The organism is Microbispora triticiradicis (genome assembly GCF_005864065.1).
GTDB lineage: Bacteria > Actinomycetota > Actinomycetes > Streptosporangiales > Streptosporangiaceae > Microbispora > Microbispora triticiradicis.
In genome coordinates this window covers 1-17,429 of the sequence record NZ_VANP01000024.1, presented here as the reverse complement: position 1 = coordinate 17,429, position 17,429 = coordinate 1, and the positions used below count along the sequence as shown (strand labels likewise).

12 protein-coding genes are annotated in these 17,429 nt (G+C 74.1%); 7 read left to right on the top strand and 5 right to left on the bottom strand.

All coding sequences use genetic code 11. From position 1 onward, the window contains the following. Position 1: 1 nt before the first annotated feature. The 5 genes from FED44_RS34315 to FED44_RS34295 are packed head-to-tail and all read left to right on the top strand — an operon-like array spanning position 2 to position 4,952. Complete coding sequence (locus FED44_RS34315; protein WP_244302505.1) at positions 2–937, top strand: ABC transporter permease; 936 nt, start codon at positions 2–4, stop codon at positions 935–937. Continuing rightward, the gene (locus FED44_RS34310; protein WP_208759324.1) at positions 934–1,809 is read left to right on the top strand and encodes an ABC transporter permease; all 876 of its coding nucleotides are present in this window, start codon (positions 934–936) and stop codon (positions 1,807–1,809) included. Before FED44_RS34315 ends, FED44_RS34310 begins: the two co-directional genes overlap by 4 nt. Beyond that, positions 1,806–3,671 (top strand): dipeptide ABC transporter ATP-binding protein, encoded by a 1,866-nt coding sequence (locus FED44_RS34305; protein WP_138463271.1) that lies wholly within the window; start codon positions 1,806–1,808, stop codon positions 3,669–3,671. The genes FED44_RS34310 and FED44_RS34305 overlap by 4 nt, the downstream gene beginning before the upstream one ends. Beyond that, a complete protein-coding gene (locus FED44_RS34300) occupies positions 3,668–4,480 on the top strand; it encodes an SDR family NAD(P)-dependent oxidoreductase (RefSeq protein ID WP_111699482.1) in 813 nt (270 codons plus the stop codon). The genes FED44_RS34305 and FED44_RS34300 overlap by 4 nt, the downstream gene beginning before the upstream one ends. Before the next feature lie 46 nt (positions 4,481–4,526). Next, positions 4,527–4,952: an ester cyclase gene (locus FED44_RS34295; protein WP_111699481.1), complete on the top strand. Its 426-nt coding sequence runs from the start codon at positions 4,527–4,529 to the stop codon at positions 4,950–4,952. Positions 4,953–5,104: 152 nt separating this feature from the next. Here the strand turns inward: FED44_RS34295 and FED44_RS34290 are convergent, their stop codons facing one another. Next, positions 5,105–5,878, bottom strand: coding sequence for an enoyl-CoA hydratase-related protein (locus tag FED44_RS34290; RefSeq protein ID WP_111699480.1), 774 nt, complete (start codon positions 5,876–5,878; stop codon positions 5,105–5,107). Positions 5,879–5,984: 106 nt separating this feature from the next. On the opposite strand from FED44_RS34290, the gene FED44_RS34285 reads away from it, so the two are divergent. Further along, positions 5,985–7,319 (top strand): aminotransferase-like domain-containing protein, encoded by a 1,335-nt coding sequence (locus tag FED44_RS34285; protein ID WP_138463270.1) that lies wholly within the window; start codon positions 5,985–5,987, stop codon positions 7,317–7,319. Positions 7,320–7,431: 112 nt separating this feature from the next. On the opposite strand, the gene FED44_RS37890 is transcribed toward FED44_RS34285, so the two are convergent. From FED44_RS37890 to FED44_RS34270, 3 genes are all read right to left on the bottom strand, one after another. Beyond that, positions 7,432–8,829, bottom strand: coding sequence for a lectin (locus tag FED44_RS37890; RefSeq protein ID WP_138463269.1), 1,398 nt, complete (start codon positions 8,827–8,829; stop codon positions 7,432–7,434). Positions 8,830–9,124: 295 nt separating this feature from the next. Continuing rightward, positions 9,125–10,807: an MBL fold metallo-hydrolase gene (locus FED44_RS34275; protein ID WP_138463268.1), complete on the bottom strand. Its 1,683-nt coding sequence runs from the start codon at positions 10,805–10,807 to the stop codon at positions 9,125–9,127. A gap of 22 nt (positions 10,808–10,829) precedes the next feature. Next, a complete protein-coding gene (locus FED44_RS34270; protein ID WP_138463267.1) occupies positions 10,830–12,308 on the bottom strand; it encodes an MFS transporter in 1,479 nt (492 codons plus the stop codon). A gap of 79 nt (positions 12,309–12,387) precedes the next feature. Here FED44_RS34270 and FED44_RS34265 point away from each other — a divergent pair, with 79 nt between their 5' ends. Beyond that, entirely contained in the window at positions 12,388–13,056 is a 669-nt protein-coding gene (locus FED44_RS34265) for a winged helix-turn-helix transcriptional regulator (RefSeq protein WP_138463266.1), read from the top strand. A 30-nt stretch (positions 13,057–13,086) separates the two neighbouring features. Here the strand turns inward: FED44_RS34265 and FED44_RS38280 are convergent. Beyond that, the coding region (locus FED44_RS38280) for an SDR family NAD(P)-dependent oxidoreductase (RefSeq protein ID WP_138463265.1) at positions 13,087–17,429 on the bottom strand (4,343 nt) is incomplete at its 5' end.

Sequence of the window (17,429 nt, the reverse complement as noted above, 5' to 3'; positions counted from 1 at the left end):
CGTGCCGCCGCTGGCCCGCCGGCTGACCCGCAGGCTGGCGCTGACCCTGTTCGTGCTGTGGGGCGCCGCCACGTTCGCCTTCGCCGGGATGCGGCTGGTGCCCGGCGACCCCGCCCGCGTCATCGCGGGCGGGGTCCAGGCCAACGCCACACCCCAGGTGCTGGACGCGATCCGCGCGGAGTACGGCCTGCGGGAGCCGATCGTCGTGCAGTACGCCCTGTTCCTCGGCCGGCTCCTGCGCGCCGACCTCGGCGGCTCCTACCAGCTCGGCCGGCCGGTGAGCCAGGTGATCGGCGAGCAGATCGGCGCCACCCTGGCGCTCGCGGCGGGGGCGGCGGCCCTCGGCTTCGGCCTCGCGGTGGCGCTCGCCACGCTCACGGCCGGCCGGCCGCGCCTGCGGGCGCTGTCGCGCGCCGCCGAGTTCTGCTCGATCTCGACGCCGAACTTCTGGATCGGCATCCTGCTGCTGGCCGCCTTCTCCTTCCACCTGGGCTGGTTCCCCGTGATCGGCGACGACGGCCCGGCCGAGCTGGTGCTGCCGTGCGCCGCGCTCGCGCTGCCCATCGCCGGGGTGCTGGCCCAGGTGACCAGGGAAGGGCTGGAACGCGCCCTGGACCAGCCGTTCGCGCTGACCGCCCGGGCACGCGGCGCCACCGAGCACCGCATCCGCGTGCGCCACGCGCTGCGGCACGCCGCGCTGCCGGTGCTCACGCTCTCCGGCTGGGTGCTCGGGGAACTGCTCGCCGGCACCGTGGTCGTGGAGACGGTCTTCGCCCGGCAGGGCCTCGGCCACGTCGTGGTGGCGGCGGTGCGCGGCCGGGACTTCCCGGTCGTGACGGGTGTGGTGGTGCTCTCCGCGCTCACCTTCTCCCTGATCAACATCGTCGTCGACCTGCTCTACGGGCTCGCCGACCCGCGGATCGGGGCGGCGGCGTGAGCGCGGTCCAGGACGCGGCGGCCGGCGGGCCGTACGAGCCCGCGTGGGCCGGCCTGCGGAAGGTGGGGCTGCCCCGGCCGGGCGTCGCGCTGGCCGTCGCGTTCTTCGCGCTCGTCTGCCTGGCCGCGGCCTTCCCCGGCCTGTTCGCCCACGCGCCCGACCGGGTGGACCCGGCGCTCGCGCTGCGCGGGCCTATGAAGGGGCACCCGCTCGGCACCGACCAGCTCGGCCGTGACGTGCTCGCCCGGCTGGTCTTCGGCACGCGGCCGTCGCTGCTCGTCGGCGTGGGCTCCACCCTGCTCGCCGGCGTCGCGGGCGCCGCCTGGGGGCTGTTCGCCGCGCTGGGCGGCCGCGTCGCCGGCGAGGCGGCCATGCGGCTGGCCGACGTGCTGCTGTCGTTCCCGGCCGTCCTCATGGCCCTGCTCGTCGTGGCCGTCCTCGGGCCCGGCACCCGCAACGCCGCCCTGGCCATCACCGTCGCCCTCGCGCCGGGGTTCGCCCGGGTCGTGCGCGCGCAGGCGCTGGTCGTCCGCGGCTCGCCGTACGTGCGGGCGGCGGTCGGCCTCGGCCTTGCCCCGGCGCGGATCCTGCTGCGGCACATCGCGCCGAACGTCGTCGCGCCCCTGCTGATCCTGGCCACGGTCAACGTCGGCACCGCGCTCATCGCCGGGGCGTCGCTGAGCTTCCTCGGGCTCGGCCCGCGGCCCCCCGCCCCCGAGTGGGGCGCGATGCTCGCCCAGTCGCGCGACTACCTCGACGTGAGCTGGACCCTCGCCCTGTTCCCGGGGGCGGCCATCACGCTGACCGTGCTGTCCGCCACCGTCGCCGGGCGGGCCCTGCAGGCCCGCTACGAAGGACGGGAGGTCCGATGAGCGGCGACCACCCCTCCGCGCCGCTGCTGGAGGTGGCGGGGCTCTCGGTCGGCTTCGCCACCCGGCGCGGCGTCGTACCGGCCGTACGGGACGTCGACCTGTCCCTCCGCGCGGGGGAGTGCCTCGCGGTGGTGGGCGAGTCGGGATCGGGCAAGAGCGTCACGGCCCGGGCGCTGCTCGGCCTCGCCGGTGCGGGCGCCCGGGTGACCGCGAGGACGCTGACCTTCGAGGGACGGGACCTGCGCACGCTGGGCGGCGGGCAGTGGCGGCGGCTGCGCGGCCGCCGCATCGGCTACGTCCTGCAGGACGCGCTGACCTCGCTCGACCCGCTCCGCCGGGTCGGCCTGGAGGTGGCGGAGGCCCTGGAGGTGCACGGCCTGGCGCGCCGCGACGACCTCGACGACCAGGTGATCCGGCTGCTCGCCGAGGCCGGGGTGCCCGACCCGCACGTGAGGTTCCTGCAGTATCCGCACGAGCTGTCCGGCGGCCTGCGGCAGCGGGCGCTGATCGCCTCCGCCATCGCGGCCGAACCCGCCCTGCTGATCGCGGACGAGCCCACCACGGCACTCGACGTCACCGTGCAGGCGCAGGTGCTCGGCCTGCTGGAGGAGCGGCGGCGGCGGGGCACGGCGCTGCTGCTCATCAGCCACGACCTCGCGGTCGTCGCCCGGCTCGCCGGCCAGATCGCCGTCCTGTTCGCGGGCGTGGTCGTGGAGCGGGGACCGGCGGCGGCCCTGCTGGCGTCTCCCGCCCACCCCTACACCGCCGACCTGCTGGCGGCCGTGCCCGGCCTGGACGGCCCGGACAACCCGGGCGGCGGTCCGGTGCGAGGGCTGCCGATCGTCCGGACCGGACCCGCGGCCGCCACCGGCTGCCCGTACGCCCCGCGCTGCGCGCTCGCCGACGACCGCTGCCGCTCCGAGCCGCCGCCCCCCGTGTCGTACGGGGAGGACGGGCAGGACCGGATGGTCCGCTGCTTCCACCCCGGGCGGGCGCGGCCCGCCACCGCCTCCCGAGCGCCGGCGGCGCCGGCCCGGGTGAGGGACCATGCCGTCGTCTCGGTGCGGGGCGTCACCAAGCGCTACCGCTCCCCGGACGGATCGTGGCGTACGGCCGTCGGCGACGTGTCGTTCGACCTGCGCGCGGGGGAGGCGCTCGGCCTGGTCGGCGAGTCGGGGTCGGGGAAGAGCACCACCGCGCGGATCGTGCTGGCGGAGATCGTCCCCGACGCCGGGACGGTGCTGCTCGACGGCGAGCCGTGGAGCGGGCTGCGCGAGCGTGACCGGCGCCCGCGGCGCTCCCGGATCCAGCTCGTCGACCAGGACCCGCTGAGCTCGTTCGACCCGCGCTTCACGGTCGAGCGGGTCGTCGGCGAGGCGGTGCCGGGGAGGATGCCGCGACGCCGCAGGCGTGAGCGGGTCGCCGCGCTGCTCGGCCGGGTCGGGCTCGACCCCGCCCTGCTGGACCGCGTGCCCGCCCGGCTGAGCGGCGGCCAGCGCCAGCGGGTCGCGATCGCCCGCGCGCTCGCCCCGGGCCCCGAGGTGATCGTCTGCGACGAGCCGGTGTCCGCGCTCGACGTCACCGTGCAGGCGCAGATCCTGGCCCTGCTCGCCGAGCTGCGGCGCGAGGCGGGGGTCACGCTGCTGTTCATCTCGCACGATCTGGGCGTCGTCCGCCAGGTCTGCGACCGCGTGGCCGTGATGAAGGACGGAAGGCTGGTCGAGACCGGCGCCGTCGCCGACGTCTTCCGCGCCCCGCGCGCCGCCTACACCGCAGAACTGCTCGCCGCCGTCCCGCGGATCGACGCGGGGCGTACGGCGGGAGCACTCCCGCACGCCGCCCTCAACCTGGAGGCCCCATGACCTCGCCCAACCCCTCCTCTGGCTCCTCCGACTCCTCGGCCGGCCCGGGTCCGCGCGCCGTCCTCGTGACGGGCGCGGGGTCGGGCATCGGCCGGGCCACCGCCGAGCTGTACGCGGAGCGCGGCGTCGCGGTGCTCGCCGTGGACCACGACGAATACGCGCTCAAGGAGCTCGCGGGGCTCGACGGCGTGCTGACTCTGGCCGGCGACGTGTCGCGGGAGGAGACCAACCACGCCGCTGTGGAGCTGGCGGTCCGCGAGTTCGGCCGCCTCGACGCGGTCGTGCTCAACGCCGGTATCGGCGGCACCCGGCCGTGGGAGTCCCCGGGGGCGGTGGAGGCCGCGGAGCGGATCTTCGCGGTCAACCTCCGGGGCCCGATCCTGGGCATCAGGGCCGCCGTGCCCGCCCTGCGCGCCGCCGGGGGCGGGGCGGTCGTGGTGACCGCGTCCGTGGCCGGGCTGCGCGCCGACCCCGGCAACTGGGCGTACAACGCGTCGAAGGGCGCGCTGATCAACCTCGTCCGCGCCGCGGCCATCGACCACGCGCCCGACGGCATCCGGGTCAACGCCCTCGCCCCGGGGCTCACCTGGACGCGGATCAACGCCGGGGTGCGCCGGGACCCCGTGCTCACCGCCGAGATCGAGCGCCGCATCCCGCTCCAGCGGTTCGCCGAGCCCCGCGAGCAGGCCGAGGCCGTCTGGTTCCTCACCTCGCCCGCCGCGTCGTACGTCACCGGGACCGCCCTGGTCGTCGACGGCGGCCTCGACGCGAGCCTCGGCATCCTCCCGCTGCCGCCCGTACGCCCGTGACCCGCACGTACCGACCACAGCTACCGACAGGAGAAGGAGACCGCCGATGAGCACGACGGAGACGAGCACCACCGAGATCAACCGTACGGTGGCCAGGCGTTTCTACGAGGAGGTCGTCTCGCAGGGGCGGCTCGACGTCCTCGACGAGATCGTCGCCGACGAGGCGACGGACGGCGCGGTGCCCGCCGGGGGCAACCTCGGGCGGGCGGGGTTCGTCCAGCACATCACCTGGCTGCGCTCGGCGGTCGAAGGCGTGACCGCGACCGTGACGGACACCGTCGCCGAGGGCGACCGGGTCGTCGTCTACTGGACCATCGAGGGCGTGCAGCGCGGCGAGGTGTTCGGCGCCCCGCCGAGCGGACGCCGCTTCAGCGGCCAGAGCATCAGCACGATCCGGTTCCGCGACGGCAGGATCGTGGAGTACGAGGTGCTCCCCGACCGTCTGGGCATCCTGCAGCAGCTCAGCGGCTGAGGCAGCCGCCAAGGAGCGCGGGGAGGGGGCGCTGCGGGGGCGCGGCGCCGGCCGCGTCGCGTCCCCACCGCCGGGCTCGTGCGGCCTGCTCGTGCGGCCTGCTCGTGCGGTCGGCTCGTGTGGCTGGCTCGTGCGGCCGGCTCTTGCGGCCCTCAGGGCCGGTCGGAGCGGTCGAGGAACCGGCGCAGGCCGTCCCGCACTCCGTCGGTGGGCACGGTGGCGGCGAAGCAGGCAGCCTCGACCGCCAGCCCCTCGTCGATCGGCAGGTTGATCCCCCGGGTGACCGACCGAAGGCAGGCCGCGACGGCCGTCGGCGCGTGCCGGGCGATCCGGCCGGCCAGGTCCCGCGCGGCGCCGAGCAGGTCGGCGGCGGGCACGACGGCGTTGACCAGTCCGATCTCGGCGGCCCTGGCGGCGGGGATCGGATCGCCGGTCAGGATCATCTCCAGGCCGCGCTTGCGGCCCACGTGGCGCGGCAGCCGCTGGGAACCGCCGAACGGCGGAGGGAACCCGAGGGTGATCTCGGGTTTGGCGAACGCCGCGTGCTCGGCGGCGAGCGCGAGCGGGGCGGCTTCGACGATCTCGCAACCGGCGCCGTAGGCGAGCCCGTTGACCGCGACGATCACGGGTTTGGGGAACTCCTCGATCCGCCGGGTCAGCGCGTGACCACGGCGGACGATCTCACGCAGGGCGCGCTCGGTCCCGCCCGCGACGCTGGCCGCGAGGGAGGGGATGTCCGCCCCGGCGCTGAACGCCCTGCTGCCGGCGCCGGTCAGCACGACCACGCGGACCGCGTCGTCGGCGTCGAGCCGGTCGAGCGCGGCGAGCAGCTCGTCGACGGCCGGATAGTCGAGCGCGTTGAGCTTGCGTTCCCGGTCGATCGTGATCGTCGCCAGGTGGTCGTTCCGCTCCACGTGGATGGTCATGCCCGGGGCTCCGTTCGCTCCGTACGCGGGGAGGTGGTCGCACCGAGCCTAGGAACCGTAATCTGGGACGATCCAGAAATCGTCCCAGATACAGGGCTCACCCGGCATGCGGCCACCGACCTACAAGGGGATCGTCGACGAGTTCGCGGCGGCGATCCGCTCCGGCGCGCTCCCGCCGGGAGCCCGGCTCCCGGCGCACCGCGATCTCGCCCGCGAACGGCGGATCGCGCTGGGCACGGCCACCCGCGCCTACGCCGAACTGGCGGCGATGGGGCTCGTCGTGGGGGAGCCGGGGCGCGGCACGTTCGTCCGGCACCGGTCCGGTTACGACGGGCCGGAACCGTCACGCGCCCTGCCGGTGCCGCGCGTCGCCGACCTGTCGTTCAACCAGCCGCTGGCCCCGGACCAGGCCGGCGCGCTGCGCCTGGCCCTGCGGACCCTCGCCGCGTCGGGGGACGTCGAGTCGCTGCTCCGCCAGCACCCTCCGGGCGGACGCCGCCACGACCGCGCGGTCGTGGCCACCTACCTGCTCGACCGCGGGATCGACGCCGCGCCGGACGACGTGCTGCTGACGGGCGGGACCCAGCAGGCGCTCGACGCCGTGCTGCGCGCGCTGACCAGGCCCGGCGACGTGCTGGCCGTCGACGCGCTCAGCTACCCCGGCATCAGGCTCCTCGCCGCGGCGCACGGCCTCGACCTCGCGCCGGTGCCCGTGACCCCGGCGGGCCCCGACCTCGTCGCGCTCGACCGGCTGTGCCGCACGCGGCCCGTCCGCGCGATCTACGCGATGCCCACCCTGCACAACCCGCTCGGCTGGGTCCTCGACCGGGAGCGGCGCGCCCGCGTCGTCGAGATCGCCCGCGCCGCCGGCTGCCTGATCGTCGAGGACGGCACGTACGCGTTCCTCGACGCCGCGCCGCCCCCTCCGCTGCGGGCCCTCGCCCCGGAGCGCACCTGCTACGTCGCCGGCCTGTCCAAGAACGTGGCGGCCGGGCTCCGGTTCGGCTTCGCCGTGGTGCCCGGACGGCTCGCCGGGGCCGTCACCAGGAGCCTGCGCTCGGCCGCGTGGAGCGCGCCGGGGCTCGTCACCGCGCTCGCCACCGGCTGGATCACGGACGGCACGGTCACCCGGCTGGAGGAGGCCCGCAGGCGGGACGCCGCCGCCCGGCAGGGCATCGCCCGGGCGGCGCTCGGCGGCATGGACGTCGTCGCCCACCCCGGGTCGTACATCGTCTGGCTCGGCCTGGAGCCGCACCAGCGTCCCGACCATGTGGCGGCCGTGCTCGCGGAGGAGGGGATCCTCGTGTCCACCGCCGACGCGTTCGCCACCGGCGCCTGGAGTCCCCCCGCGATCCGGCTGGCGCTGGCCACGCCGCCCCTGGACGACCTCGGGCCCGCGCTGCGCCGCCTGAGGTCCGCGATCGAGGCGATCCCGCCGTAACCCGCCTTGACCGGCCGTGACCCCCGTGACCCGCCCGCGCGTCCGGGCCCGGGCCGGGTATCCGGCGCCGGGCTCGGGCGCGGGGCCGCGAGGTCTCAGGTACGGCGGGGTCTCAGGTGCGGGTCCACCGCTGGTTCGCGCCGCCGTTGCACGTCCACATCTGCACCTTGGTGCCGTTGGCCGTCTGGTTGCCGTTCACGTCCAGGCACAGGCCCGACTGGACGCCGACGACGGTGCCGCTGGAGTTGACCGTCCACCTCTGGTTGGCGCCGCCGTTGCAGTCCCAGATGCCCACCGGGGCGCCCGCCGTGGTCCGCTGGTCGAACACGTCGAGGCACTTCGTGCCGCCGAACGTGCGCAGTTCCCCGGAGGAGGTCAGCGACCACTTCTGGCCCGCGCCGCCGTTGCAGTCGTAGATCTGGAGGGTCGAGCCGTTGTTCGCGGCCCCGCCGGCGACGTCGAGGCAGCGCCCCGACTGGGCGCCGACCAGCGTGAAGCTCTGCGGCGGAGTCGACGTGGCCGCCCAGGTGCCGGTCGCCGTGTCGATGGTCCAGGAGTCGTAGAACGCGCTCATCGAGGCGGTGGAACCGCTGATCGTGAGCGGCAGCCAGACGGGCGTCGAGCTGTTGAGGTCGTTCGGGTTCCACCGGTCGCCGACGTAGACGTACGTGGTGCCCGACGACCCCGTGACCGGCACGACGGAGGAGGTCTGGGAGTCGAACGTGCGGCTGCCGTTGGGGGCGAACGTGGTGAAGCCGCTCCACGGCCCGGACAGGGAGGACGCGGTGGCGTACGCGTTGTCGTTGGTGGACCAGCCCGTCAGGTGCGAGGCGAACAGGAAGTATCGTCCGTTCACCTTGACCATCGCCGGGGACTCCAGGTCGGCGAGCACCGCCGTCGTGCTCACCGCCTGGGTGTAGTCGGCGGACAGCCGGTCGATGCGCAGGCCGTGGGCACGGTCCTCGGTCAGCAGGTACGCCGTGCCGTCGTCGTCCTTGAACAGGCCCAGGTCCCGGCTCTCGAACCCGAGCGGACGCGAGGAGCCGCGGTAGGTGTACGGCCCGCACGGTGTCGGGCTGGTGGCCACCCCGGCCCGCGCGTCCCCGTAGGAGGAGTTGTCGATGTGCACCCACATCACGTACTGGCCGGTCGACGAGTTGTAGATCACCTTCGGCCGCTCCACGATGCGCCCGGCGGCGAGGTCTCCGCTGCTCTGCCGGCTCAGCGCGTTGCCCTGCCGGGTCCAGGTGGCCAGGTCGGTCGAGGAGTAGCAGGCGACCGCGGTGAACGTCGCGCCCGCGGTCTTGTCCTCGCCGACCATGTAGTACGTCGAGCCGACCTTGAAGACCCCGGCGCCGTGCGCCTGCAGCCGGTTGCCCGCCGTGTCGTACCACAGGACGCCGGGGCGAAGCGTCGCGGGGGCGGCGAAGACCGGTGCGGGCATGATCAGCCCGGCGATCGTCAGGACGGCCGTGCCGAGCGCCGTGAACCACGCGCGCATGCGTCTCATGGGTGCCTCACCTGGGTGGACGGGACGGGCGGGGCCGCGATCGGCGCCGCCCCGCCGGCCAGGACCGGACGGGGGCCGCGGTGAGGAACCAGGCGAAGCGTTGGCGTCACGTGGCCGCGGAGGCGGAGCGTCGATCTTCGGCTTCGGGCGTCCCCGGACCATAGACGCGGTCCGGGGACGGGGGCAACGCCCGGCCCGCCCCGCCGGCTCACCCACCCGCGGTGACCTCGCCCCCGGCCGTCCGCCCCGCCCAGGGCACCCGAAACTTTCACGTCCGGCGCCGCCGAGTGCGGGATCAGCCGGTCGGTCTCAGTTCGAGGCCGGCGAGCGAGGCGTAGTGCATGAACTTGAACGGGTTGAGCATCTGGTTCCGCGCGACCATCGACTGCAGCAGGCTCTGCCGCAGGCCGGCGAGTTCGGGAACGCCGGGGTGGCTGAGCAGGCCGAGGTCGACGATGTGCAGGGCCAGTGGGTGCTCGCCGCGCCGGGCGAGTTCGAGTCCCGCCGTGACGAAGGCCGAGGCGCTCCCGCCGCCCAGCAGGTCCACGGCGGCCGACAGTTCGCCGGACGTGAAGCGCTCGACTCCCTCACCGCTCCGGTGCCAGTATCCGGTCCGCTGGCGGTGCACGCGCTGGATGAAGTTGTCGCGGGTGACCAGGTAGGGCATGACCGAGGCGGGATGGTCCCTGAGGCTCGCCGGAAGATGGTCGAGCCGAAGGATCTCGGTGAGCGTCAGACCGTCCGAGATTCCGGCCGTGATGACCCCCTCCAGGTCGCGCAGCGCCGCCAGCAGCCCGGGGAAGGCCTCGATCGTGTAGTTCTCGGTCAGCGCGGGATGCCCGTGGACGAGCTTGCGCGGGTGCAGGTCCATGACCGTCTGCATGGCTTGGAACAGGCCCTGCGGGGAGCCTTCCGCGAGGGTCGGCGCGCCGAGATAGGGCATGCACATGTCGCCGATGAAGGCCACTTCCAGGCTTGGGAGGTGAACGACCAGCCCGTCCTCGGTCTCGCCTCCCGGAACCGGGACGAGGGTGAAGTCCACTCCGCCGATCGTCAGCTTCTCCACGTCGTGCACGAGCCGATCGGGCTCGACCCGGGCGCGGCGGTCGTGCCCGATCGGGAGGTAGTAGCCGAGCGGCGGCGGGCCGGAGCTCTGGAGCGCGAGTTCGTGGGGGAAGTTCGCCTGGGCGATCACCTCGGCGCCGTCGGCCGTGAGCGCCTCGAGTCCGCCGATGTGGTCCCAGTGGGCATGCGTGAGGATCACGTGCGTGACCGGCAGGTCGGTGATCTCGCGAAGGTCGCGGAGGGCCGCGGCCGCGTGCTCGGGTGTGCTCGCGGCGTCGACGGCGACCACCCCGGTGCCGGTGAGGACGAAGCCGACATCGGCGAAGTCGTAACCCTGCGCCACGTGGACGCCCGGTGCGTGTTCGACCATGCGCCGGGGGACGAAACGGAACCCGTCTTCGGGGCTCCCCCAGTGGTCGGTGATCAGGTGGTCGGTGGCCGGGTCACCGGCGCGCCCGCGCGCCCGTGCGGCCTCCTCGGTGCGGCCGAGCAGGTCGTACGCGCGTGACAGCGCGGCGTGGACGGGCCGCATGAAGCCCGGCGGGAACTGGTCCTTGACCATGAGGACGAACTCCAGGTCCGCGACCACGGTCTCCGCGCGGCCCGCGCATCCGGGCAGGCCGGCCAGGGAGGTTCCGCGATAGTAGTGGGGCAGCCCGAGGTCCAGGGAGGTGGCGGCGTCGAGCTTGGCGATCGCCGCCCCGGCCTGGCCGTCCAGACGGGCCTGGAAGGCGCCGGCGAGCGCCAGCAGGAGCCCGTCGCCCGGCGTCCGGGACGACAGGTCCGAGAAGAACTCGAACCCCTCCATGTCGAGCCCGGCGGCCCTGAACTGGTTCGCCAGCACGATTTTGACGCGCCGGTCCGCGTTCGGCCACGTGGCCACCTGGGAGAGCGCCGCGATCTCACCGTTCATGTCTCTTCTCCTGATCGTGTCGTCAGCCGGCCGGGTGCCGGTCGGCCGCATCCGGCGTGCCGGTCGCGCCGGGGCGTGGCCGGCGGATGAGTGCGAGGGCGAGGGCGGCGCCCGCCGCGGTGGCGATCATGAACCACCGGACGTCGTCGTGGGCGCCGATCACGGTGGACGCTGTGGGGGTGCCGAAGACGGCGACGAAGGCGGCGACGCCGAGGGCCGAACCGATCTGGCGGAACATGGTCTGGGCGCCGATGCCGGTGGCCAGCGTCCGTGGCGCCAGGGTGGAGGTGGCGGCGATCGTGAACGCGGGCAGGGCCAGGCCCACTCCGCTGCCGCCGATGAGCATGGCGGGGAGGAACAGGGACCAGTAGGCGGGCTCCGCTCCGATGAACGCGACCCACATCACCGAACCGGTTCCGAACAGCAGGGCGCCCGCGCCGCCGACGAGTCCGGGCCCGACGCGCTGCGCGAGCCTGCCGGCGAACGGCGCGCACACCGCGGCCGCGACGGGTCCGGGAGTCAGGGCCAGCCCGGCCCGCAGGATCGAGTAGTGCCAGGTCCCGGTGAGGAAGAGCACGTTGGCGAGCAGCATCGCCGAGAACGCGGCGGAGAACAGGGCCGCCGACAGGCTCGACAGCGCGAACGCCGGGACGCGCACGATGCTCAGCTCCAGGACCGGGGCGCGGTGACGCCGGGAGCGCGCCGCGAACACGGCCGCGAGCACGACGGCGGCGGCGAAGCAGCCGACCACCCGTCCGTCCCAGTGCCACGAGTGCCCCTGGACGAGGCCGAGATTGGCGAGGGAGACGGCGGCGACGAGGATGACGGTGCCGAGACCGTCGGGCAGCGGCGGACGGGCGGGATCGCGGATCTCGGGCAGCACGCGATACGCGCCGGCGAGCACGATCACGGTCAGGGGAACGTTGACGATGAAGATCCAGTGCCAGCCGACCTGAGTGAGGAGCCCGCCCAGTGACGGGCCCGAGGCGGCGCCCACCGCGCCCAGGGCGGACCAGGCGCCGATCGCGGCCGCCCGGCGCCGCGGTGGGATGGAGGGCAGCAGAAGGCCGAGTGAGGCCGGGGTGATCGCGGCGGCTCCGGCTCCCTGCAGGACGCGGGCGGCGATGAGGAACCCGAGGGACGGTGCGACCGCGCACAGGGCCGAACCCAGGCCGAACGCGAGCAGGCCGGCCGTGAAGACCCGGCGCCGGCCGACGACGTCGCCGAGTTTGCCGGCGGGCACCAGCAGAGCGGCGAAGACGATCGCGTAGGCGTTCAGGACCCAGGACACGTCGGCCACGGTGGAGTGCGCGAAGTCGGCCTGAATCGCCGGGACGGCGATGTTGACGATGAACACGTCGAGCGTGGAGACGAACACCGCCAGCGCCAGCACGGCGAAGACGGCACGTGGGTGACCGGCGCCCGGGGGCGGGGCGAAGGGGGGCGGGCCTGAGGACGGATCCGCGTCCGCGGCGGCGGCCCGCCTGTCGAGAGAAGCCATGGACGTACTTCTAAAGTGCTTAGACAAGAAAGTCAAGCGAGTGTGTGATTCTCTCAAGCGCTCCTGGTAGGCTGGCGGCGTGCGCTCCTATGGTCAGTACTGCTCCGTGGCCAAGGCCCTCGACGTCATCGGTGATCGGTGGACGCTGTTGATCGTTCGTGAGCTTCTGGCCCGTGGTCCCTCCCGCTACACCGACCTGCGCTCCGGGCTGCCGGGAATCGCCACGAACCTGCTCGCGGACCGTCTGCGCGAGATGGAGGCCGCCGGTCTCGTGGAACGCGAGGACGCCCCGCCTCCGATCGCCACCACCTTGTTCCGGCTCACCGATCGCGGAGGCGAACTGGAGCCGGTCCTTTCCGCGCTCGGCCGCTGGGGCGTGCCCCTGATGCGCGACTACCGGCCCGAGGACGCCTTTCTCGGCCAGTGGCTGCGCCTGCCGGTCCGGATGTTCCTCGCCGACCACGAACCCGATCGGCCCTCGGTCTCGATCCAAGTCCGCGCCGGGGACCAGGCGGTGGTGATCGACGCCGACGGCGGCCGGGTCTCGCTCCGCCTGGGAGCCGACCCGGACGCCGACGCGACGATCACCGGCCCGCCACCGCGCGTCCTCGCGCTCTTCAGCGGCAGCGTCGCCCTCGACGACGCCGAGGAGCAGGGTCTGCAGGTCACCGGCTCCCGCGAGGCCGTCCAGCGGGTCCTGCCCCGCGCGGGAAGAGCCGCCGGCGCGGACGGGACCGCCTCCGCCTGATCTGACCTGTCCCGGCGGCCGAGGGACGGCTCACGCCGCCGGCTCGTCGAGGCGGAGCGTGCCGATCCAGGTGCGGATCGCCTCCGCGGTCGTGCCCGCGTGCTCCTCCAGCGTGGTGAAGTGGTCGCCGGGGATGTCGGCCGTCTCGTGCGACACCGGCCAGTACGCCTGCCAGCGCGCTGGATCGGCCGGGTCGACCGTGGTGCCGCGCAGCGGCTCCACGGCCCGCAGCAGCAGGATCGGCGTGTCCAGGGGCTTCGGCTGCCAGCCGATGAACAACCGGTTGTAGGCGCCCATCGTCGTCAGCCTGGTGTCGTGCAGCGTCATGTCGAAGCGGTCGATGCGTTCGAGCATGCCGCCGATCATGGCGCCCTGCCACCACTCCATGCCCTCCTGGGCGGAGGCGTCGATCGGGTAGCTGTCGATCAGCGCCAGCCCCGCCGGTCGAAGGCCCTGCTCCTCCAGGGCGAGGGTCACGGCGTGCGCCACGGCGCCGCCCATGGAACGGCCGACGACCACGAACGGCTCGTCGTCGGCCACGCACCGGCGCAGGCCCTCGACGTTCATCTGGATCAGCGTCTCCAGCGAGCCGGGCAGCAGGTCGTCCTCCCCGTCGGTGAACCCCGGCGACGGCACGACGTACACGTTCCGGTCGTCCCGGAACGCCTGCCCGAACCGGGAGTACTCGTGCGGCCCGGAGATCGCGCTGAGCGCGGGGAAGCAGACCACGGAGACGCGGCCGGGCCCGGTCGCGAGCCTGACCGGGGGCAGCGCGTGCCGGTCCCGGTCCGGCGCGGCGAAGTGCTCGCGTACGTGCGATGCCGCGACCAGCAGCCCCGCCGCCTCGTCGTGCTTGCCCGTCTCGTGCATGCGGCGGTGCAGCGCGGCGAGCCCTCCCGCCGGAGCTGATCCGGTACGGCGGGCCGCACCGGCCGGGTCCTCGGCGGAGCCGGGCAGCTCACGGTCGAGGTACGCCGCGATGCCCTCGGGGGTGGGGTGGTCGAAGGTGAGGGTGGCGGGGAGTCGGAGGTGGGTTGTGGTGGTGAGGCGGTTGCGGAGTTCGACGGCGGTGAGGGAGTCGAGGCCGAGTTCGATGAGGGGGCGGTCGGGGGGGATGGTGTGGGGGTCGGGGTGGCTGAGGACGGTGGCGACCTCGGTGCGGACCAGGTCGAGCAGGGCCGCGCTCCGCTCCTCGGGGGTAAGCCCGGTGAGCCGGGCGGTGGGGGAGGAACCCGCGGACGCCGCGCCGCGCGCGGCGCGGCGGGCCTGCCGGACGACTCCCCGCAGCAGGGGCGGCGGCGCCTCCGCGGTGGACGTGAGACCGGTCGGGACGACCAGGGGCAGGCCGGCGTCTCTGAACGCGGCGGCGTCGAAGAGGGCGAGTGCCTGGTCCGCGGTCAGCGGCCGGAGCCCGGTCCGCCTGATCCGCGCCTGGTCCACCGAGGTGAGTCCGGCGGTGAGGGTGCTGGTGTGGGCCCATAGTCCCCAGGCGAGGCTGGTGGCGGGGAGGTTCTGGGTGTGGCGGTGGTGGGCGAGGGCGTCGTGGAAGGTGTTGGCGGCGGCGTAGTTGGCTTGGGCGGCGCCGCCGAGGAGGCCGCTGATGGAGGAGAAGAGGATGAAGGCGGCGAGGTCGTGGTGGCGGGTGTGGTGGTGGAGGTGGGTGGCGCCGTCGATTTTGGGGGCGAGGACGGGGTGGAGGTGGTGGGTGGGGGTGAGGGTGTGGAGGGGGGTGTCGTGGGTGATGCCGGCGGCGTGGATGACGGCGGTGAGGGGGTGGTCGGGGGGGATGGAGGTGATGAGGTTTTGGACGGCGTGGGGGTTGGTGATGTCGGTGGCGGTGACGGTGACGTGGGCTCCGGCTTGGGTGAGTTGGTGGATGAGGGTGTCGGCGCCGGGGGTGTGGTGGCCGCGTCTGCCGATGAGGTGGAGGTGGCGGATGTGGTGGTTGGTGGCGAGGTGGTGGGCGAGCAGGGCGCCGATGCCGGTGAGGCCGCCGGTGATCAGGACGGTCCCGTCGGGGTTCCAGGCACGCGGTTGAGCGTCCTCGGAAGTGTGTGGGGTGGTGTGTGGGGTGAGGCGGGGGGTGAGCAGGGTTCCGTCGCGGAGGGCGGTGTGGGGTTCGTCGTGGTGGCGGGCGGTGGTCACGGCTTGGGGGAGCAGGCTGGGGGTGTTGTGGTCGTGGTCGATGAGGTGGATGCGGCCGGGGTGTTCAGTCTGGGCGGAGCGGACCAGGCCCCAGACGGGTGCGGTGGTGAGGTCGATGGGTTGCCGGCTGGTGGTGGCGACGGCGTGGTGGGTGAGGACGAGCAGCCGGGTGGTGGTCAGGCGGTCGTCGGTCAGGAAGGTCTGCAGGGTGGTCAGCGTGCGTTCGGTCACCGCATGCGCCGCCGCCACCGGGTTTCCGCCCGCCCTGCCGTGATCGCCCGTCTCGTTGCCGGTGGCGGATGTGGACCGCTCCGGATCGGCGGGCTCGGTGTCGTCGTCCCGGACAGGGTGTTCCTGGTGGAGGTGGGAGCCGACGGGTAGGACGATCACGTCGGGGACGGGTTCGGCGGCGTCGACGGCGTCGGTGAGGGCGGTCAGGTCGTCGTAGTAGGAGGCGGTGACGGTCTGGCGCAGGGCTTCGTGGAGGTCGCGGTCGCCGAGCACGGCCCAGGCCTCGCGCGCCGCCGGCTGGAGCTCGAGCGGTGACCACTCCACCCGGAACAGGCTGTCGTCGGGCGCCGATCGGGAGACGCTGAGTTGCTCGGCGGAGACGAGCCGGGCGGTGAGGGTGTCGATGGAGGCGACCGGCGCGCCGGTGGGGTCGGCGGCCTGCAGTGACAGCGACCCGGCGTCGCCCAGCTTGACGCGTACCCGCAGGTCGGTGGCGCCGGTGGCGTGCAGGCGCACCCCACTCCAGGCGAACGGCAGCCGGTTGTGCCCCTCCGGGACCTCCGCCAGGCCGGCCCACGCCGGCAGGTGCACGGCCGCGTCGAACAGCGCCGGGTGCACGCCGTAGCCCGTGACGTCGCCGTCCGCCTCCTGCGGGAGCGTCACCTCGGCGAACAGTTCGCCGCCGCGCCGCCATGCCGTGCGCAGCCCCCGGAACGCCGGGCCGTACGGCAGGCCTGCCAGGGTCAGGGCGTCGTAGACGCTCTCCACCTCGATCGGCACGGCGTCCTCGGGCGGCCAGACGGTCAGATCGAAGCCGGGCTCGGAGTCGTCCCTGGTCAGTACGGCGGTCGCGTGGCGGGTCCACTCACCGTGCTCTCCCTCGTCGCGTGAGTACACGTCGAGCGTCGCGTTCCCGTCGGCGTCCGCGCCGTTCACGATCACCTGCACCCGGACCTTACGGCCCGATCGCAGGACGAGTGGGGCGTGGAGGAGGAGTTCGTCGATGGTGGTGTGGCCGGTGTGGTCGGCGGCGTGGAGGGCGAGGTCGAGGTAGGCGGTGCCGGGGAGGATGGGGGTGTCGAAGACGGTGTGGTCGGTGAGCCAGGGGTGGGTGGTGAGGGAGAGGGTGCCGGTGTAGACGGTGGTGTCGTTGTGGGCGAGGGTGAGGGCGGCGCCGAGCAGTGGGTGGGCGGTGGTGGTGAGGCCGAGGGCTGCGGGGTCGGTCTGGCGGGTGGGTGGGGTGAGCCAGAGGTGTTCGTGCTGGAAGGCGTAGGTGGGCAGGTCGACGGGGGTGGCGGGGCCGTGGATGGCGGTCCAGTCGACGGGGGTGGCGTGGGCGTGGGTGTGGGTGTGGGCGGCGGCGGTGACGGCGGTGTGGGGTTCGGGCCGGTCGCGGCGTAGCACGGGAACGGCGACCAGGCCGGGTGTGCCGTCGAGGGTCTCGCGGATCAGGCCGGTGAGGATGCCGTCGGGGCCGATTTCGAGGTAGGTGGTGGCGCCGTGGTCGTGCAGGGTGCGGGTGGCGTCGGCGAAGCGGACGGGGTTGCGCAGGTGGTCTGTCCAGTAGTCGGGTCCGTCGGGTGGGGTGGTGGTGCCGGTGAGGTCGGAGACGAAGGTGAGGGTGGGGGGTGTGTGGGTCAGGCCGTCGATGGCTTTGTGGAAGTCGTCGAGGATGGGGTCCATGTGGGGGGAGTGGAAGGCGTGGCTGACGGTCAGGGCCCGGACCTTGTGTCCCTGCTGCCGGAAGTGTTCGGTGAGGTGGGTGACGGCGTCGTGGTCGCCGCTGATGACGGTGGAGGTGGGGGTGTTGGCGGCGGCGATGGTGACCCTGCCCTCATAGGCGGCGAGGTGGGGGGTGATGTCGGTTTCGGTGGCGTTGATGGCGGTCATGGCGCCGCCGGGGGGCAGGGTGTGCATGAGGCGGGCGCGGGTGGTGACGAGGGCGGCGGCGTCGGTGAGGGTGAGGATGCCGGCGGTGTGGGCGGCGGCGATGGCGC